Source organism: Shewanella sp. UCD-FRSSP16_17, from assembly GCF_001675935.1.
GTDB lineage: Bacteria > Pseudomonadota > Gammaproteobacteria > Enterobacterales > Shewanellaceae > Shewanella > Shewanella japonica.
This window is the reverse complement of sequence record NZ_LZFV01000035.1, coordinates 170,281-190,209: the sequence shown is the minus strand read 5'-3', so window position 1 is coordinate 190,209 and position 19,929 is coordinate 170,281. Positions and strand designations below refer to the sequence as shown.

General features: G+C 41.0%; 18 protein-coding genes and 1 riboswitch. Of the genes, 9 read left to right on the top strand and 9 right to left on the bottom strand.

Annotated features, from left to right (window positions below; translation table 11 throughout):
* The first annotated feature begins 15 nt into the window (after positions 1–15).
* Together A9267_RS14695 and A9267_RS14690 are read left to right on the top strand one after the other, a co-directional pair.
* Positions 16–396 (top strand): DP-EP family protein, encoded by a 381-nt coding sequence (locus tag A9267_RS14695; protein WP_065109712.1) that lies wholly within the window; start codon positions 16–18, stop codon positions 394–396.
* Positions 397–536: 140 nt separating this feature from the next.
* Positions 537–1,661, top strand: coding sequence for a sensor domain-containing diguanylate cyclase (locus A9267_RS14690; RefSeq protein WP_082972401.1), 1,125 nt, complete (start codon positions 537–539; stop codon positions 1,659–1,661).
* Positions 1,662–1,714: 53 nt separating this feature from the next.
* Here the strand turns inward: A9267_RS14690 and A9267_RS14685 are convergent, their stop codons facing one another.
* Complete coding sequence (locus A9267_RS14685; protein WP_065109711.1) at positions 1,715–1,984, bottom strand: DUF6482 family protein; 270 nt, start codon at positions 1,982–1,984, stop codon at positions 1,715–1,717.
* A 220-nt stretch (positions 1,985–2,204) separates the two neighbouring features.
* Here A9267_RS14685 and A9267_RS14680 point away from each other — a divergent pair, with 220 nt between their 5' ends.
* Together A9267_RS14680 and A9267_RS14675 are read left to right on the top strand one after the other, a co-directional pair.
* Positions 2,205–2,582, top strand: a complete 378-nt coding sequence (locus tag A9267_RS14680; protein WP_065109710.1) for a DUF805 domain-containing protein — start codon at positions 2,205–2,207, stop codon at positions 2,580–2,582.
* Between the two features lie 348 nt (positions 2,583–2,930).
* Positions 2,931–3,059: riboswitch (glycine riboswitch) on the top strand.
* A 155-nt stretch (positions 3,060–3,214) separates the two neighbouring features.
* Positions 3,215–4,588 carry an alanine/glycine:cation symporter family protein gene (locus A9267_RS14675; RefSeq protein ID WP_065109709.1) on the top strand — a complete coding sequence of 458 codons (1,374 nt, stop codon included), beginning with the start codon at positions 3,215–3,217 and terminating at the stop codon, positions 4,586–4,588.
* Positions 4,589–4,594: 6 nt separating this feature from the next.
* On the opposite strand, the gene A9267_RS14670 is transcribed toward A9267_RS14675, so the two are convergent.
* From A9267_RS14670 to A9267_RS14650, 4 genes are all read right to left on the bottom strand, one after another.
* Positions 4,595–5,323 carry a substrate-binding periplasmic protein gene (locus A9267_RS14670; RefSeq protein ID WP_065109708.1) on the bottom strand — a complete coding sequence of 243 codons (729 nt, stop codon included), beginning with the start codon at positions 5,321–5,323 and terminating at the stop codon, positions 4,595–4,597.
* A 376-nt stretch (positions 5,324–5,699) separates the two neighbouring features.
* Positions 5,700–6,602, bottom strand: a complete 903-nt coding sequence (locus A9267_RS14660) for a cation transporter (RefSeq protein ID WP_065109706.1) — start codon at positions 6,600–6,602, stop codon at positions 5,700–5,702.
* 195 nt (positions 6,603–6,797) lie between these two features.
* Positions 6,798–7,676, bottom strand: coding sequence for a LysR family transcriptional regulator (locus A9267_RS14655; protein WP_055022831.1), 879 nt, complete (start codon positions 7,674–7,676; stop codon positions 6,798–6,800).
* 35 nt (positions 7,677–7,711) lie between these two features.
* Positions 7,712–8,551 carry a hypothetical protein gene (locus tag A9267_RS14650; RefSeq protein ID WP_065109705.1) on the bottom strand — a complete coding sequence of 280 codons (840 nt, stop codon included), beginning with the start codon at positions 8,549–8,551 and terminating at the stop codon, positions 7,712–7,714.
* Positions 8,552–8,741: 190 nt separating this feature from the next.
* Here A9267_RS14650 and A9267_RS14645 point away from each other — a divergent pair, with 190 nt between their 5' ends.
* Positions 8,742–9,047, top strand: coding sequence for a hypothetical protein (locus tag A9267_RS14645; RefSeq protein WP_065109704.1), 306 nt, complete (start codon positions 8,742–8,744; stop codon positions 9,045–9,047).
* Between the two features lie 119 nt (positions 9,048–9,166).
* The gene (locus tag A9267_RS14640; protein ID WP_055022834.1) at positions 9,167–9,538 is read left to right on the top strand and encodes a response regulator; all 372 of its coding nucleotides are present in this window, start codon (positions 9,167–9,169) and stop codon (positions 9,536–9,538) included.
* 156 nt (positions 9,539–9,694) lie between these two features.
* Here the strand turns inward: A9267_RS14640 and A9267_RS14635 are convergent, their stop codons facing one another.
* Positions 9,695–11,764, bottom strand: a complete 2,070-nt coding sequence (locus tag A9267_RS14635; RefSeq protein WP_065109703.1) for an alpha/beta hydrolase family protein — start codon at positions 11,762–11,764, stop codon at positions 9,695–9,697.
* A gap of 325 nt (positions 11,765–12,089) precedes the next feature.
* On the opposite strand from A9267_RS14635, the gene A9267_RS14630 reads away from it, so the two are divergent.
* The 3 genes from A9267_RS14630 to A9267_RS14620 all read left to right on the top strand — a co-directional run bounded on the left by A9267_RS14630 (position 12,090) and on the right by A9267_RS14620 (position 15,481).
* Positions 12,090–12,773 (top strand): hypothetical protein, encoded by a 684-nt coding sequence (locus A9267_RS14630; RefSeq protein ID WP_065109702.1) that lies wholly within the window; start codon positions 12,090–12,092, stop codon positions 12,771–12,773.
* A gap of 243 nt (positions 12,774–13,016) precedes the next feature.
* Positions 13,017–15,014: a hypothetical protein gene (locus tag A9267_RS14625; RefSeq protein WP_065109701.1), complete on the top strand. Its 1,998-nt coding sequence runs from the start codon at positions 13,017–13,019 to the stop codon at positions 15,012–15,014.
* A 212-nt stretch (positions 15,015–15,226) separates the two neighbouring features.
* Positions 15,227–15,481 (top strand): DUF2999 family protein, encoded by a 255-nt coding sequence (locus A9267_RS14620; RefSeq protein WP_055022838.1) that lies wholly within the window; start codon positions 15,227–15,229, stop codon positions 15,479–15,481.
* A 121-nt stretch (positions 15,482–15,602) separates the two neighbouring features.
* On the opposite strand, the gene A9267_RS14615 is transcribed toward A9267_RS14620, so the two are convergent.
* The 3 genes from A9267_RS14615 to A9267_RS14605 all read right to left on the bottom strand — a co-directional run bounded on the left by A9267_RS14615 (position 15,603) and on the right by A9267_RS14605 (position 19,882).
* A complete protein-coding gene (locus A9267_RS14615) occupies positions 15,603–17,087 on the bottom strand; it encodes a lytic polysaccharide monooxygenase (protein WP_065109700.1) in 1,485 nt (494 codons plus the stop codon).
* A 477-nt stretch (positions 17,088–17,564) separates the two neighbouring features.
* Complete coding sequence (locus A9267_RS14610; RefSeq protein ID WP_065109699.1) at positions 17,565–18,734, bottom strand: MFS transporter; 1,170 nt, start codon at positions 18,732–18,734, stop codon at positions 17,565–17,567.
* Positions 18,735–19,141: 407 nt separating this feature from the next.
* On the bottom strand, positions 19,142–19,882 hold the full coding sequence (locus A9267_RS14605; protein ID WP_231919150.1) for a hypothetical protein: 741 nt from the start codon (positions 19,880–19,882) through the stop codon (positions 19,142–19,144).
* Between the last annotated feature and the right edge of the window lie 47 nt (positions 19,883–19,929).

The following is a 19,929-nucleotide window of genomic DNA, read 5'->3' as shown; positions in this document are numbered from 1 at the left end:
TCGAATGGAGTCACCATGTTAAATATTACAGGCAAGGCCACTTTTATCACTGTAACCGTAACAATCGATAAAAATGAAGTACCGACTTTTTCATACAGTAATGAAACAGGCTCAGTAGAGGTTACAGGCGAAAGTACCATCACCTATTTATTAGATGATTTGACAGACAAAGGATTAAAATTTGTCGGCGCCGCGTTTGAAACCCCTTTTGATGGGGTAGTAGATGCAGTCACAACCAGCAACGATGGAAAAATAATCCAATTGATGGACTTAGATAAAATAGTTGGCACCACAAAGTTTCAATTTGTATTAACCAACACTGACAACTCATTATTACTCCTAAGTGAAGACCCACAAGTAATTAATCGAGGACAAGGTAGCGTAAAATACTGCTAATTAACCTTATTAAAGTCATATTTTTCAGTAACTTACTAAGGAAGGTTAGCGAAAGGTTATAGCTAACAGAGTTCGATAGAGTATTAACTAGAAAAAGCAGTTACTGCGATGATGTTAACAATCTAGTAAGGATACTCGTTATGTTACAACTCACTTCCACAGCAGAGAATAAGCTGAATCAGTTTTCTCATGTGAATATGAATGCGCTCATTGGCGGCCACTTTGGCGCTATTGAGCAGCCACCAAAACATAATGTCAATCCTGTAACCATTCCTCTCGCCAAACAACCAGATCACATTCCATTAGGTGGAAATGCCCTCAGTTCATTATCAACTTTAGTCGACTATATGATGGAAGCGATGATAGTAGTCGATGAGTTTGGCAATATTCAAATGGCTAACACTCACGCTGCCGCACTATTATTAAGCCCATCAGCAAACAATACCGCTTCAGCTTTTAAATCTCACCTTGGCGAAAATAGCGCAACTCAAAGTTCAGTAAACTCATTGCTCGGTCGACGCTGGCAGTCCTATTTGTGTGAGCCACAAAAATCATTATATCAATCTATGATTATTGCCTCGCAAATTGCGCCAAGACCATTAAACCATTTGCCCACTGAAACCACATTAAATCTATCTAACGGACAAAGTATTGATGTTGAAATGTCAGTGACTCATTTTCCGATGACAGCGCCATTGTTCGGGATCATTTTACGAGATTTAAGCCAGTTTAGAGCCGAATATCAACAGCTTTATAAATGGGCATCGACTGATTGTTTAACTGAATTAGCGAACAGAAGAGTATTTGATGCAGACTTAAAACATCATTGGAAAAACTGCCTTGAACAAGGCGATCCGATCAGTGTATTAATCATCGATATTGATCACTTTAAATCATTTAATGATAACCATGGCCATGTCATGGGCGATCGTTGTTTACAAAAGATAGCCAAAGCAATTAAAAGCGCCTTACCTAATGAAGATTGCACCGCAGCGCGCTATGGCGGTGAAGAGTTTGCTTTAGTGATGCCTAACTGCAATACCGAAGAAGTGCAGCAAACTGCACAGTTAATACAGCAAAACATTAATGCATTGACCTATATAGATATCGGTTTGGATATCTCAGTTACAGTCAGTGTAAGCCAAGGTCATGCTAGTGAAATTAACGGCCAATTTAGAACGGCAAATGCATTATTGTGCGCTGCTGACACCGCGCTATATCGCGCTAAAGCTGATGGCCGCAATCGCATTAATGCTTGCTGCTAGAGAGGGAAGTGTGCGAGCAGAACATCATTACATGGCTCGCACCATTAGCCAGTTTATAAATTTATCACTTGTTGATAATTGCCCGTATTGTCTAAGCCACACATTTCATCATAGGCGGTTTGATATTCAAGATGGGCAACCGAATAGTCATGGCTTTTTAGTAGGGCTTTAGCTTCTACAATCGAGTTCACGCACTCGCCTGAACCGGCGCCATTTAAGCCTATAAAATTATTACCAGCATCGGTCAGCCCCACTAAATAGTGGGTTGCATCAGCTATACCAATGATTGTCGCGATATTGCCTGATTGGTTCACATTATCCATGACGTATCCTCAATTGAGTTTGGTTCACTTAGTAATCATGTTATACGTCAACAATTCACATCTAGTTCAAAAAGCAACCAGTAAGCCACTTCTACTAAGTACCAATGACATTTCAGAGGTCATAACGCCAGTTAAAGAATGTTGTCCTTCATTGCCTTTCCACTTTCTTTGCTGTTATAACTATATGATTAAAAAGTAAGCATACTGACAAGGAATCATCATGGATTGGTATATCAAGGTATTGAAGAATTACATTAACTTTAAAGACCGAGCACGCAGAAAGGAATATTGGTTCTTTGTATTATTCAATGTTATTGCTGGAATACTTTTAGGTATCATGGATAACATTACAGGCACGCTTAACCAAGAAACGGGTTACGGGTTATTAAGTGGCATTTATTCTCTAGCGGTATTCTTACCAGCCCTTGGGGTATCTGTGCGTCGCCTTCATGACACTGATCGTTCGGGTTGGTGGATCCTCATTGCGCTTATACCGCTTATCGGCGCATTGATATTATTGTATTTCTTTGTGTCTGACAGCCAAGAGGAAACCAATCGCTTTGGCCCTAACCCTAAAGGTAACGAAGTCGAAATCTAGCCTTGGAATTAAATAAGGGCTCAGTAATAGCCAACAAAGGGCAGTTTAGTGCTAACCAGCGCTGCACTGCCCTTTAATATTACTGTTTGTTCAAATTTACCGCAGACAAACCACCTCGATTTCAAACTGTGATCTACACCTCTTGAGCCTCTGATTTATATCCCGCATGCTAATTGCCCTTTTTGATTAATGGCTTGTTATTTAACACGCATTTTCAAAAAGATCCGTTCGGATGAAGGTAGCAGGAGAGTGGGGACTAACCCCACACCGACGAGGCAACTTTAGTTAGTGGATTATCCGCTAGTAAAGCACTCTTTCAGGTGCCACATTGTGGTGAGGACTGTTACTGGACGAGCCTCTGGAGAGACTGTAAACAAACGCTATTCGTCAGCGATTGTCATTACAGCGCCGAAGGCGAAAGTGAGGCTGACTTATCAGTCACGCGAAACGCTCAGGCAAAAGGACAGAGGAGAGGATGACTGTATTCATTTATGGTCACTGTCGTTTGTTGCTGCGCCTAAAATCTACCTATGTGGGTGGATGCTCTGTCAGTTGCCCTCTTCAGTACCACATAACAGCCATATCTTTTCCTCCTCCATATTAATTTTGTTGTTTAATATTCGAGGAACACCATGAACTTTCACGCGCTATTAGCTGATATCAATGCCATTGTTTGGGGCCCAATCACCCTATGCTTACTGGTTGGTACCGGTCTTTATCTCACTATTCGGCTTAAACTATTACAAATATTTCAGCTCCCTTTTGCCTTAAGTTTGTTATTCAAACCTGCAACAGGCAAAGGTGACTTATCATCATTTGCAGCCTTGTGTACTGCCCTATCGGCGACCATAGGTACAGGTAATATCGTCGGGGTAGCTACTGCGATAAAAATTGGTGGCCCAGGTGCATTATTTTGGATGTGGTTAGCCGCCTTTTTTGGCATGGCAACCAAGTACGCCGAATGCATGCTAGCGGTTAAGTATCGCACCACGGATGCCAAAGGTAATATTGCTGGCGGCCCTATGTATTACATTGAACAAGGGCTTGGCCTAAAATGGCTAGCCAAAATCTTTGCGGTATTTGGTGTTGGTGTGGCGTTTTTTGGCATTGGTACTTTTGCCCAAGTGAATGCCATTAGCGATGCCATGACAATTGCGTTCAATGTACCTACATGGGTGACAGCAATTGTACTGACAACAATGGTGGCAGCAGTCACATTGGGCGGCGTCAAACGTATTGCAAATGTCGCTCAAAAGCTGGTACCTACAATGGCGCTGGGCTATGTCTTAGCGTGTATTTGGATTCTGTTTAGCTTTTCAGAGCAAATTATACCAGCGCTCGAATTAGTAGTTCACTCAGCCTTTACCCCCATTTCAGCTGCAGGTGGATTTTTAGGGGCCACTGTTGCTCAGGCCATTCAAATTGGTATTGCCCGAGGTGTTTTTTCAAATGAATCTGGCTTAGGTAGTGCCCCAATTGCCGCTGCTGCTGCCAAAACTAAAGAACCTGTAGAGCAAGGTCTTGTCAGTATGACGGGGACCTTTTTTGATACCATTTTGATTTGTACCATGACAGGTTTAGTCCTGATTATTACGGGTGTTTGGAATGGTGATACTGCGGGTGCAGCAATGACCAGTGCCGCATTTTCAACGGGAGGCTCAGCCATTGTCGGTCAATATATTGTGACAATAGCGCTAGTGTGCTTTGCCTTCACGACAATTCTTGGCTGGCATTACTACGGTGAACGTTGTTGGTACTACCTAACTCACAAACGCCTAGGAGACCAAGGGATTAAGGTGTATCAATTAACCTTCTTAGGCTTGATTGCTGTCGGTGCATTTATTCAATTAGATTTAATTTGGATGCTTGCCGATACTGTTAACGGCTTAATGGCCATACCAAATTTAATTGCAATTATTGGCTTAAGACATGTCATTATGACAGAGACACATCATTATTTTGAACGAAAGAAAAAGCAGTTTTCACAGGTAAAACTGGCAAATTAGTACCTGCTACAAATAGAGTTCTGTTTTGGTGTACTTGTCAATTAAGTCTTGAATGGTGCCGTCATTTTTTAACTCTAAAATGGCGGCATTAATTTGTGGCATTAACGCTTGATGCTCTTTCCTTAAGCGCATGACTAACACCCCTTTTGAATGAATAGCAGCTAATGCGATTGGGAGGTTGAGCTTTTTCGCCCAATACAAAGCAGGTAAATCTCCCGAAATGGCAGCATCAACTCTGTTTTTATGCAGAGCTTTTATTAATTGTTTTTCAGAACTGAAGTCCACTCGAGTAAAAATATCATCATCGTGGTACAAATAGCCAAATACAGTGCCTATTGGCTGCCCTTTGATCTTAGCAATGTTAGACCAAGCCTCCTGATTCTCTTTAAGCGTTATGATGTTTTCTTGAATATGAAGCACTGGCTCTGACTGAACAAATTGCGCTCCCATATCTCCATCAGCAAACCAACTTGGACTCACAAAATCAAAATCTAATAACCCTTTTTCAAGTGCTTGATTTGTACGTTGGGGAGGAAAATCATGGCGCTCGATGTCGATTGAAGCCGTTGCAAGGATTTGCGGAACTAACTCACCTAATATACCTGAGTTATTCGCGTCTTCGGTAATATAATAGGGCACCCAACTACTTGAGCCATTGACATTATATTTAAGAGTGGTGGCATGCAGTTTTGCATGAAACAGCAAAACTGCACTCAGCAAGAATAAGTAGTACATTTTATGCAAATAATTATCCCCCAAAACGTACACACTTTAAAAAAGTGCCATCAAAATTAAATTTATCAACACCTTAAACTAAAACAATTGCGCAACATTGTTAAGCTGATTTTAGCCTTACTTAGAAAAAATAGCGTTCTGAAGATGACAAAAGCAGCGCCAAACTCGGCTTTTGTTCACTTAACTCACTCATTAGTAATTGATTCTTATCAAACTAGCAATATAAGCGATCGCTTAATTAGCGTTTCAGTTTACATTACCAGTGAATCAAGTCATAGGCTAACCAAGTGGTTTATTCGAAGTGATGTGTTAAATGAGTCATCGATGTTGCAGTAAATTGGGTATTGGTTAGTCGCACCAACATTATGGCGGCGCGCTACTTCGCTTCTGTCACAATATCTAAGTTGAGCTTAATATCTAATGATAACGTCGCTAATTTTTTATCCATCAATGCACGGATCTTTTGCAAGTCCGGTAATAGTTGATTCGACTTCTTCGGGTTTACATTAATGTTAACCATCAACTCGGGACCTACTTTAGCAATACCTGTAATCTCAAGCTCTTGTAGGCTAGAACCGTTGGCCTCTGAGACACTTTCATGCACTAGAGAGCAAATCTCTTGGCTCGGCTTCATCATCAGCAGCTCTCTTAACGCACCAGTGAGCATGGTTAATGGCACCGATATAAAGTAACTACCGATAAGCAGCATCATGACAGAGTCTGCGTAGACGGCATATGCATGCCAAGGTGTATATGCCATTAACACAGCAATAATAAAGCCTGCACAAACTGCTGCACTGATAATGGTATCCATCTTCCACTGTTTTATTTCAGCAGCAAATAAGCCCGAGCGCTGCGGCCCGTTTTGGCGAGCTAAAAACCACCAAACACCAGCACACCCTAATAAACCAATGAAACCAAAGACAGCCGCAATAGACATATCAATGGCTTTACCACCACTTAGTATTGTTGTCATCGCTGACGATAAGCTAAAGCACAGCAACATTAAAATCACCGTACCTTTAATTGCCACCACGAGGGGTTCGATGATCGCTTTGCCAAACGCAAATTGAGATCTTGAGGGAGCACGCATGTAACTCGAGGCGGCTAATGAAAGCATGGTAAGAAATAAACTCATCAGCGAATAAGCACCGTCAAATAAAATGACAACTGAGCCGCTTAACCCACCCACTGCAACACCTAACACAGCAAACGCTAACGCTGCTGCAGCGGAAAACTTAAGTAATTGTTTGTCTTTATTTTTATCTCTTACACACATGAATTATCACCAATTAAAACCTGTGGTAATTATTGTCATTGGTGACTATTTTCTCAACAGTGATTCTTGGTAATAACAACCCCAAGATAGGACTAAGTATATAAATTGATATAAATCATAAAGTTAATGCACACATTAAGCGTCAAAAAACATGACACTCAGTGAGTTAGTGATACATTCGAAGGCTGAAAGGCATTAAAACTTAAACAGATAATCGCTGATCTGATCGCACAGCCAAGCGACACTTTCAGGTTGTGCGCTGCCTGGCATTGAAAACATGCAGTAATCTTCGTGGGTTAACCCATAGGTATGTTTTATCACCGCCAGTTTTTGATTTCTCAAATGAGGTCTAATCAATGGCTCAGGTAACACGCCCCATGCTTTTTCGGACATAATTGTATTCAACATATATTCGAAACTTGAAAAACCAATATGTCGCAATGAAAAAGGCTGTAATTCAGGGTTATCTTTGTCATTTAAGTAAACCATTACTGCTTGTAGTGATTCACGTAATTGGCTGTCCGACACCCGCTTAAGGCTCGCAAGTGGATGTGTATGCTCACACACTGACATCATTCGAATTCGCCCCAAGGGCAGATAGTCAGTATTGGCATCATCCACTCGTTCAAAATCAACACCAAAGGCAAAGTCCACTTGCCCAGTATTGACTAGATTAGCTAAATCACCACTTGATGCTAATACTGTATTCACTGTGGTTGCTGTGAAGTGGTTATTCAGTTCTATAATAAAGGTTTGCCATACTTCATCAGGAAAAGAATCATCCCTTGCTAGCCAAATTTCTGAACGAAACTTATCGATCGTTTGCTCGCAAGTCTGCTGAATACGCTCACATGTTGCGACGACACTTTCGCAGTCTTTGTAAATTGACTTGCCCACCTCAGACAAGACTAAACTGTTACCAGAACGCACAAATAATTTAGCTGAAAGGCTCGTTTCTAATGCCTTCATCGCCATACTCAGCTGAGTACGATTACTGTTTAGCTGTTTTGCCGCCGCAGTAACAGAACCGGTGTCGGCAATTGCACAAAAGATTTCAAGCTGTTTAAGATTCATAGTTCAGCCGCATATCGTAACGTTATAAAGAAGCTTTATTGCTGTTGGCGCAGGTTAAATTGCTTTTGTGCCAACGCGTTATATTGCTCCAACAAGGTTTGCTCACTCGTATTGAGTGACAATGCTTGTAAATCAATTTTTAGCAGGCCTTGGCGATTAAATTGACTCGCAAATGTCCCCATATTCAACATATCAACTTGCCAATCGGTTAATTGACCAATCACATAATTACCAAATTGAAAGGCTTCATATTCGTTCAGTAGCGTTAAAAAATCACTAAACCCAAAGCCCTTTAATTGCTTTTGAGCGTTGAATGCCGCTAGATACCCCTGAGAAATGGGATCGTTCTTACCGGATAAAGCTTGCTGAAATTGATATGAATGACGAGTTTCATGAACTAAAAATGCCAGTGAGGCATAAGGGTCTTCCTCTGCGAGTTTCTCAGGGTTGAGGTAAACAATGCCACTACCGCCTTTTTCCACATCGAAATCAAAATACACCATTTTGTTCGGATAGCTATGGTTATCAATAATTAATAGTGGAGTTTGGGTGCCAAAGCTTTGCACCGCTAAAGCAAATACCTTTTTAAGCCAAGGTATTTGCTCATCTATGGTTAAATCCGACCAATTTGCTATTGCTTCAGTCACATTTTTATCTTGGTTAATTAACCCAACTAAGCGGTCCGCATGGGATATTGTTAACGCATAAGCTGGTGCAAGGAAGGCATCACTTTGAGGCTGAAGTGCAAAAGCTTGCGGCGCTTGTTGCTGTAATGCTTGATTCGCGTAAAAGCGGTCAGCTGCAAATGATTGCGAGGGACTCAGCCACAATAAAACGATGATTAAAATGGTTGAGACTATTGTAAATTGAGGCATAGTAGACTGGCTTCCAGAAAGATTATTATTGTTATACTGAATATTGCAACGCGCTGATATCGCCAAAGAGTATCACTTATATTCGCCTTATTCAGCATAGATTTAATTGAACTAAATTCTGCTCCCATTGGACTAATAATAGTATTAAGCATGACATGTAAGGCTTTATTCCTACTGAGTATTAAGGCTAATGAACAAGAAACCTGATCGCATCACTGCAATGCAACAGATAATGACTCAGGTGAAAGCCACGTTTCCATTAACTGAGCCCGACACCTTTGTATGTGGCCCTGAAGGGAATTGCCAAGGTTGCCCGAAAAAGTTACTCGAATTGGTTGATAGCGAAATCAGCTATTGGGAAGCGGCAATTGAAAATGGCAACACACCACAGCTTGGCGATATTAGTCGCTTTGCTAAACTGTGTAAAAATGTAAAACGTGGCCTAGATAGAAATGGCGTCATTGAAAAATATCGTCAATATAAACAGCCTGAATAGTAGTGCTTTCATCAAGTTAGCTTATGTTCTATGCTTAATTAGCCCTAGCAATTAATATTGTTTTACATACAATGATGAATATATCGGCAGCGATATCATAATACTAGAAAGAGGCACCAATGGATAAAGCGAAAATACTTGTGATAGACGACGATCCAATCTGTACCAGTATGATACTGGCGCTTCTTGGTGATGATTATCTGGTATTAACTGCCAACTCTGGTGACGGTGCGATTGAAGTACTCTCTTCAATGAAACCAGATCTTGTGTTTGTGGATATCACCATGCCTGATGTGAATGGCTATCAAGTGATTAAATACATGAAAGAGCATGAATTGACGCAGCATGTCCCTGTCGTGGTTATCAGCTCACTTACTGAAGAATCAGATCAAAAGTTAGCGCTTAAAATTGGCGCAGACGAATACCTCACTAAACCTATTCTTCCTAATACTGTGCAGCTTACTGTCGATAAGTATCTCGATGGAGCATAATCTTTACTGACACTTTTATCGCCTTAAATAAGGCGTTGTCGTTATTCTATTTCCAAGTTATAAAAATGCCGCAATCTACTGATTGCGGCATTTTTGATTGACTGAGATATCACTCACCACGCTATTGAATAGTGAATGAACTCGATAAATTAAGCATTACTTAGCACCTGGCTCTGCATGCTGATTCATCCATTTTTCAACTTCGTTATACCAGTAAATTGAGTTATTCGGCTTCATGATCCAGTGGTTTTCGTCTGGGAAGTAGATCATTCGCGACTCAATACCTTTGGTTTGAAGCGTACGGAATAACTCAAAACCTTGACCTACTGGTACACGGTAATCTAATTGGCCATGAACCACTAAGGTTGGAGTATTAAAGTTTTCAGCACCGTAATGCGGAGAGATTGATTTATAAATCTCAGGATTATCCCAGTAATCACCAAAGCGAGTGCTGTGGACCGAGAAATCAGCAGCCATTTGCGAGTACATGTTATATACGGCAGCATGAATAAATAATGCATTAAACGGCTGCTCTTTTTGACCTAGAATAATCGATGATAAGTAACCACCGTAGCTTGCACCACCTGCCACTAAACGATCGTTATCGATCCAGTCTTTTGCTTTAAACCAATCCGTTGCTTTAAATACATCTTCCAGCGACTTGTTTTTCCAGTCAGGGTTAATGCTGTCAGTGTAGTCTTGACCAAAACTGTTAGAACCGTGGAAGTTAGGCCATGCCGTTACATAACCCCAAGAAGCAAATGTTTGTGCATTCCAGCGATAATGGAAACCATCAGAGATAGCACTATGAGGACCACCATGAATCAGCATCATTAACGGATACTTTTTGCTTTTATCAAACCCTGGCGGGTAATGAACCCACATTTGTACGTCTTGGTCGTTATAACCTTTGTAGGTCACTGACTCGTAGGTACCCATATCAACATCAGCTAAAATGTCATCGTTAAAGCTGTCTAAGCGGGTAGTTTTGCCATTGCTTGGGTTAATTTTAACTAGGCGAGCTGGGTACAAAAAACTGTCGTTAGCGGCGACGATAGTACCGTCGTTAGCTATAGATGGCGCACCGAAGTTAGTTTGTTTAGTAATCGGTTTCACTTTGCCATTTCTAGCATTGATATGAAAAATGCGGCGCGTGGCAGCATCGTCAATCGCGGCGTAAAAACCTTTGTTATCAGCCGTCCAGCTAAAGCGGGCAACAGAGCGATCCCAGTCAGTAGTGATCACACGTTCTGTACGTTTGTTTACATCCAATAGCACAAGATTTGCAGTGTCTGCATAAAAACCATGGATAAGCTGGCGGGTAAACGCTAACGTTTTACCATCTGGGCTAAAGGTAGGATTTGAATCTGGCGCTTCGTTCTTAGGCGTTAAGTTAACCACTTTACCGCTGCCAATTTTCGCCATGAAAATATCAACTTTTGGATCAACCTGATTGTCCCAACCATTACTGTTAAACGCAATGAACTGTTCGTCAGGCGAAATATCGTAGTTGCCACTACTTTGTGATGAACGTGGCAGTTGCTTATTCAGTGGTTGAGTGATCGCTTCTACTTCGCCACCCTTTGCCGGAATACGAAATACATGCGCTTGTCTGTCTTCTTCAATCCAGTGATCAAAGCTTGAAAAAGGTAATGCATTCCACTGATGCGCAGAAACTTTATTGTCTTTATTCGCTTTTAACTGAGTTGCCATTTCATCCCAATTTTTACCAGGGAAGATACGGCTAATGAAGTAAACATTTTCGCCAACCCATTTAAGGCCTTTAACGCCACCTGGCACATTGGTTAAGCGCTGTGCTTCGCCCGCTTTGTCCAATGGGAGTAAATACACTTGGCCAGCATCATCTTTATTACGCTTACTGATAAACGCGAGTGTTTTACCGTCAGGAGAAAACGTCGCCTCACTTGCACGTTGCCCTTCAGCAGTCAGCGCGCGTTGACCTTTACCGTCTTTATCAAATAGCCACAACTGAGTGGCGCCTTTGTCTTCAGGCACATCATATTGAGTAACAGGGGCAATAATGTACTCACCATTAGGCGAAATAATTGGATTGCCAATTCGGCTTAATTGCCAAAGCACATCAACTGATAACTTTGTATTTTGTTCTGCTTGATTTTGCACTGAATGCGCTGATTTTGTTGGCTCTGCGGCGATTGACGCTGCAGGCATCAACAAGCACATAAGCACTATCCCAACTTTCTTCACGAGAGGACTCCTTGATTTATTTATTGTTATTTTCTTCATTACTCGCATTTTATCGTCATGCCAGTCAGTACAGCTAGTAATAAATGTTAATCGAATTAACACCGAGAGAACGGGACAACCATCACCCTTGTTACATCAGCATAAATCCATTGTCATGCTTAACAATTAAATAAAGCTTAAACCTGAGGAAGATAAAAATAAAACGTCTCGACCGTCATTAACCGCTGACTTTTCAACCTATTTTCATTGATATCCATCAATGAAAACAGCTACCATAATTTAGTTAATTATTGATAATTAAGAATAAAAACAACAATGGTGCAACATGCAAAAAATTGATCCAGTTAAAAGTTTATTACTCTTCGATCCTGAAATTAGCAAATTACAATTCAATATAATTATCTGTTTACTGATATTTTGGGGTGGATTAACCCAATATATGGCAATCAGTTATATCCCTTCGCTATGGATAGACACCCTTGGATTTTGGCCGATATTGGGCCTTTTTTTTGTATCCAGTATATGTGGCGTACTCATGCTAGATAAAGGGCAACCTATTTACATTTTTACAGGTTTTAATCTCATTTTATTAGGTTCAGGCGCTTTTCTCTGTTACTTCTTACAATCACTAAGCACTGAAATCATAATAGATTTTATAAAATATGCCGTATTCATGGTGCTATTTTTATTATTTTCGAACGTGTTTTTACCAGAAAGATATTTACAAAAAAAGCCATTTACCTTAATCGCTACCGCGCTAGTCATATTGCTAGAACTTGTTTCATGGTGGCTTTGGGGATCTAACAGCAACATTTTAAGCTTATTGGTGTTGGTTTTGGTTATTGGTGGTCTCAGTAGTACATGGGCTGAAGCCAATGCAGAACACTCTGAGTACATTAAGCTCGAATTAAATGATGCCATATTCTGGGGCGCACATGTGTCTATGGGGTTTATCTTCCTCTTAATCCAAGTGGCTTCTAGACGCGATGACTCATCTAGTACAAATTAACCCAACGATTCTTTAATCAATAATAATCATTTTTTTCAATATATTAGAAACTTAAAAAGCCGGCATTCATAACCCAATGCCGGTTTTTTTCACCCTTACTCGAACATATTAAAAATATATTCATACTATGTTTGTTGATTTATTGTTGTTTTTATATACACTTTTTAACGCACATTAGGTGCCTTCAAGCGGAATGATGGGGAGAAGCTCCGCTGATATATTCGAAATAATAGGGATATGAAAATGAAAAATAACCAAAGTAGTGTCAACGAGACCTATAAAAAGCTCACCATAATAAGTTTACTCACACTCATGCCATTGGGGGCTTTTGCTGGCACTGAGCACAACCATTCAGAGATGAAGTCATCATCAAAACTTACGCAAAATAGCGCAAATTACGCAGAGCGACATCGCACTCAGCGAACTGGGCACCACAGTGATCGGTACGCCCATAAATGGCGAAAAGATAAGTCACATGGCCATAAACACCAAGAACATAATGGTCACCGACATTGCAAATACGAACGTGCCTTTTGCCAAGGTATACCTGAGGTTGCTGAAGCCGACCTTCCAACAGATACTGACTTAACGGGGTATACGGGAGAAGATATTGGCTTCTTCGAAAATAAAGTCTTTGATGATGAACCCGAAGTCCTCTATGCATCAGACAGTTTTGATGACACAGTCAATGACACCAGTAGACTAAAAAAAGCCCTTAGGTTTGCGGCTAAAGAAGACGATGGCGGTGTTGTTATTCTACGGGGGTCTCAAAAAGGGACGAATAACCGCTACAGCTTGGCGCACATCGTCGTACCATCGAATGTCCGTATTGAAGTCGAGCCTGAAGTCATACTTGAAATGCGTGGCATTAAAGAAGATACCTACCCTACTGGTACCCCAAATAACCGACCAAATCGCCAATTTTTATTCTCATTTGGTCGCAGTGTTGGTCCAAGTAAGCTATCAGCTGAGCGCACGGTGAACGTTCAAGTCACATCAACGGATCCGACTCGAAACTTTACTGTCGATGCTAAAACCAATATGCCATTTAACTATGGCGAAATGCAGGGCGGAAATGGAGGTGGGCTAGTCAACTTAACTCGTGCTATTCCATTTGGATTATTTTATGTCGAAAACTTTTCAGTGTCGAATGTCACCATTGAAGATAATCATACTGAATCAGTATCTGTGCAAATGTTTGCCGATGCCGACTACAAAGATGGCTCATTCACGTATCGATTTGGCTCAGCGCCACTTTATCTTCAAAATCGCTATGTAAAAAATCCTGAAGGTTCACCCAGCTTAAACAGACCAATGAACCCAGTTAATATTCCAGTTCCTACTAATGAAAATGGCGACTTTATTGATGATGAAGGCAATATCGTCCCTGATATGTTTGCGATTCAACGTAACCCAACTTATGCCCGCACACCGATTAAAGGCTCAATTAAAAATATTAAGTCAGTTAATGCTCATACGGGTTATGGCGTAGTGCAGGTATACGGTGGTGATTGGATTGAAATTGATAATATTGAAGCCTTTAATGGTATTGGTGTTCGAGTTGAGGCAGGTAATGGCACTAACAAAGACAACTTTAACCGCTCAGGCCCTTACTTTAGTTCAGCCAATAAAATCAAAATTTCAAATATTAAAGTCACTAACGGGTTTACCGGAGTGTGGTTAAAGCCACACAGTAAGATAATGAAAGACATTAGTGTAGAGAACATCGAAGCTATCGACAGTGGTTCAGCATTACTTGTCGGCAAAGGCTCATTTGCCTGTAAAAGTAGTTGTCGTGACTTAACACGTGGCCGAATCAACAACTTAACAGTCAGTGGTGACATTATTTTACGTCAAACCATCTATGATGAGCCTGTGGCTGAAGTTGGTAATGTTGCGACTTACTTTCTAAGTGAATCAAACCGTGAATATTTAGCCCAGCAAACAGGTAAAAGCACCACCGAGATTTCTCGTGCTGATATTGAGCGTAATGTCTCGGGATCACGCTGGTATTTAACCTTTCCAGCAGCACCGATCCTAGCGCTCTCTCAGCTATCAGCAACTGAAATTGGCGATCAGTCAGCTTTTGAAGGCTTTTATGGCGTCGATTATTGCGACGCAAATATCATTCAAGATGGACTTGCACTGACTGACCGAGAAAAGTCGCGCCCTGACATTCTTTATATGGGAGATGCCCATACTCCAAATGGTGAGATCGCAACCGATTACATTTATAAATAATGCAATATTAAGGCTGAACCCAACTTGGTCAACAAAAAGCCAGCGCAATTGATGCTGGCTTTTTACTACTACGCTCTACACCTGTAGCCATAATGGGGGGAAATTCATTCATAAGTTAATGAAATCATTTAGCAAGTTTTCCACTCTGCAAAATAACGATATCAATGGTAAAATAGTCAGATAATTCGTATCCATTAACACAAGGTCTTGCAATGAATCCAATTATTGCCCTATTAAAAGAACATAGCGTCAGTGATGAAAAAATCAGTGAAGTGTTCCAAGCATTAACTCAAAACCCAATGATGGCTATGAGCATTATTGGTCAATTAGGTATTCCAGCGGAAAAGCTACAACAGCTAATGGCAATGGTTATGCAAAACCCTGGGTTGATTAAAGAAGCTGTTTTGGAACTCGGTTTAGACTTCTCTAAAGTGGAAGCAGCGAAAGCGCAAATGCAACCTCAATAAGCCTGTTGCATTAACCCGCAAGCTTTATCAATAAAAACGGCCAATCTTTGATTGGCCGTTTTTATATCTTATAGATCAATACTCATCACCTTACATGACAAATTGACCATACCACTGTTACTTAGCGCCACACGCCCCACTCACCTGTGGTACCTGGTTCTTCACCTTGAGTCCACCACTGAGCTGTCCAAGTTTGATTATTATGTATAACGGTTTCACCACCGGTGTACACTGCAGATGCACTCCATTGCTCCCCAGGCTCAGGGCCTGGTCCTGGCTCAACATCGCTCGGCGTTACGCTAAAGCTATAAATTGATTTATCTTCCTCACCTTGCCCTGTGACAGTGAGTTCAAAGCTGAAGCTTTGAGCAAGATTATCGAGTCGTGCAGTGTTAATAATTAGTTCGTCATGCTGACCAACTTCAGTCTCAATTGGTGTGCCACTTACTTGCACCCATGCCACATGCTCAATATCACCCTGGCTGTTCGCTGGGGTTAATACGACATACTCACCATGTGACACCGTAGCATCGGTAATAGGTTTTAATACCGTTGGCGTAATAACGGCTTCGACAAACTCATTCTTCTCAGAAATACTAAACTCACCATAGGCTTGAGCATTCTTTGAGTTAAAGAAATTCTCATGCAGCTGATTTTGAAAATACATATAGTGATTCATCTCAGCATGCCAGCGACCAATAAACACATTGCCATCATAATGGTCGTGATAATAACCACTGACTTCAGCAGCCAATAAACGATCCCAAGCCAGCTGGTTCTCTTCGGTGATAACGAGTGAAAAGCTAGAATGGATTTCGCCATTGTTATTGTAGACTTTGTAGTTAACTGACTCGCCTATTTGTGGCGTTGTTAAGCTCACCTCTTTTGGAATAAACGCATCCCCCTGCTCTAAATAGGGTTCTGTTGGCTCAGGATCAATTGGGCCGTCACCAGTAATTGTGATATCACTACAGTTATAAAACCCTTCACCGACTGGATCTTCACGTTGCCAGCGAGTATATAAAATCGCATCACCAGAACGGTCTGCAGGTATTGTAATATTCATCCGATACTTTTTATCTTCGCCGACTGCAACATTACCGTACTCTTGCAGTAAGACTAAATCATCCCAGTTAAGTGGCTTAGACACATCCACTCCAGGTTTGGTTAAATAAAATTGCCAAAATGAAGGGTTGTGAGGCGCAGTTGCATTAAACACATACTCAAATTCACCTGGTGCTAATTCAGTTCGTGTCCATGCTGTATGTTCAGCCCCCATTCCCCGCTTTTGAGCATCATTGGCGTAACATAAACTGCCATCAGGGATCGCCGCTTTCACCGCATCCATGTCATTATAAGCAGGCGCAGGTATGTTAATGGCAAATTCATTGCGCTGAATAAATGGATACGTACCAGAAATCTCTTTTGCTTGTGCACAAGCCGCATTCGGCGGTGTACCACTCCAAAGCCCACCTTGTTCATAACAAATTGATTGCCTTGCTTCAGGAAATTCAGCCCAGCCATGAGCGTGTGCTTGTTGATTAGACATAGTGAAATACAAAGCAGAAACTGCTGCCATTGCACCTATGAGTCTTATTGTTGTCATTAAATATCCTTTATTGTTTTTGAATATTAACTCACTCATTAATATTCATTTCGGTCGACATGTTGAACAAAGCGACCTATTCAACAAAAAATAAACCTAAGTATCAAATTACTGATAAATAAGAGTAATTATGTAACATAAAGAACTATTATCAGCGTTATGAGTACACTGCCACATAGGCTTTAACGAAAGAAAAACTGCATTTATTTGCTAAAAAAACACAATATAAACAAATAGAAGCGTTAATAGAGTGAGAAATTTACACGTTATTAAATGAAGCTGAGTGTAAAAAAGGCCGAACCACCGATGCAACATATTGATAAGTTTGTGTCGTGACCTGTTTTTGAATAGAAAAAATGACTCGATTTATCCAAACTAGCACGCTTGGTTCAACTGATGGCTTTACTGCCTATAACAGGCAGTAAAGCTTGTAGAATGAAGTGCAGCTGCGAGGACTTCGCAGCTGCCGTAAGGGCGTTAACCCGCAATGGGCTTTTGGCCTGACGAAATGGTTTCAGCGCTTTTCATCAACATATAAATACAGGTTGTTATTAAGCAAACACCTAGGTACATGATCAAGCCATTTCCGACTTCGGTAAATGTTGTGGCTAACAGCGGACCTAAAACAGAACCCACGCTATAGCACAGCAGCATCATTTCTGTAGCCGATACCATTTTTTCAGTCGGTAAATGATCACATGCCAGTGTGATGGCGATGGGGTAGAGCGCGAAACTACTCGCGCCTAATAGCAATAAACTAAACCCCATCATTACTAACGTAGAAGACTCAAGCACGCCCATAACCGCTAAACAACCTAGCATGCAAAATATCGCCATTAATAAGCTTTTGCTCATCCGGGTCGACATCGCACTGGCAATGGGTTGCACTAACATTCCCCCCATAATGATGCTCGCCATTAGCAGTCCTGTGTGCTCTGCAAAAACACTGATATGCGTTAAATATGATGGCATTAATCCATAAATTGGACCGAGCAATAACCCTGACACCATACAGCCAATAATCGCTGGGCGGTTGATATGACGGATTTCTTTGCGGCTAATAGTTTGTTGATCGTGACTATGGGGCTGGCCAGAACGAATCAGAATGGGAGCCAATGTCGCCATAAACAAGAGTAACAATACACACAAATATGGCTGTATTCCGTCTGTTCCAAACACTGAAATAGCTAACTGGCCTACAGCACTACCGCCATACAAAGCCGCCATGTATAGCCCTAACCGCTTAGCACGTTGCTTAGAGCAATTTGCCATTAACAACCAAGACTCTACGACTACAAATACACCTGCTACAGCCATGCCAGCAACAAAACGAGCGACTAACCAAGTCACTTGATGTGGCACCAATATCATAACAACAACAGTCAGCGCCACCAGAGTCAAAAAAGAGATAAAAGACCGCCTATGTCCAAGTCGTTTAATCACTCGTTGAATACAGGTAGCACCAACCAATAGACCAAAATAAAACACACTGGCGAGCCAAGGTATTAATGATAAATCGATATCAAAATGGGTCACAGATAAAGGAATAAGGCTCATTAAAAAGCCTGATGCGACAGCGAAAAAAGTTAAACCAACTACAGGGGTAACAATGTTATTTTCAACATTATCATGCGTGATTATCGTCAATTTAGTACTACTTAATGAAAGGTTTTGAAGGGTTAAATCGTGCTTATCGGCTAAAGGGGTAAAATCACCCTTAGACTATTTTCGGCGAATGTATTCTTGAAGCAATAACAAGTAAAGCTATTTTTGTTTCCAAAATCAAAAATGGTTAAAAATGCTTCAAAAATCGAATGTAGATCATGTTTTAGTACGTAAAACACGCTAGTAAAATAGCACTAGCAAGTACAAGAGCTTAAAGGAAAGACCTTTCATCAAATAAAAAAGGAGGGAGATATATGAATAAAAAATATATTTATAAGCTAAAAAAAAGCCACAGAGCAAAATTAAAGCACCAGTTATAGACGTTTAGCTTACCTATACCAATGTATTGGACAATAATGACAAGATTAAACTATTCACTTAAATTTTCGTTATTGTTTATCACAAGTAGAATGGTAATGATTAAGCTCAATTAGGCCTTTTAAAATAATGCCGTGATAGCGTGCTTTAACAAGTTGGTAGTCCATTTCTGGGGCGAAGAAGTATGTGACTTCCTCTGCACCAGACTGCTCAACAGGGATTAAGGTCATTTCTCCCCATGGTTCAATCTGTTCGGAGAGAGGCTTTTTGACATACAGTTGATAAGGCTCAATTGCATCAGATGCTTGCCTAACTAAGGCGAATTGAGTTCGACCTTGGAGTAATAATTGACGCATTTGAATGGCTAGCGTATCGACATCTCGAAGGGGGATTTCGGTAGATGTGTAACGATCTTTTTCACCATCAATATCGACCTCGGATGCAAGCCCATCATGGCTAAATGACACCTTCATATCCCGAGCGCGAAAGCCTGTCACTAATTGATGAAAGTTATCGGTTATCCATTCATCACGGGTATTCGACCAAGACAGCTCAGCGCGCTGATCGTATTGCGTGCCAATACCTAATATGCTGGCTTTACTGGTTGAGGTGACCACAGCCGACTGACCTTGCCATGTTTCGGTTCTTTTCATGGTGCCAGTGTGAATGCCACTCAAATAAATATCATAGTGAGAAGTACGACTACACTGACTTTCGACAGCAGCATCCTGTTCAGATGCATTGGTGCAAAGTGGAAACAAGATAACCACCAGCACTAATTTAACCGCTATTGTCAGTTTTAATACGCTCATTACTTCTCTACTATTTTACTATCGTGCTCAAACATACAAGTTGAGTG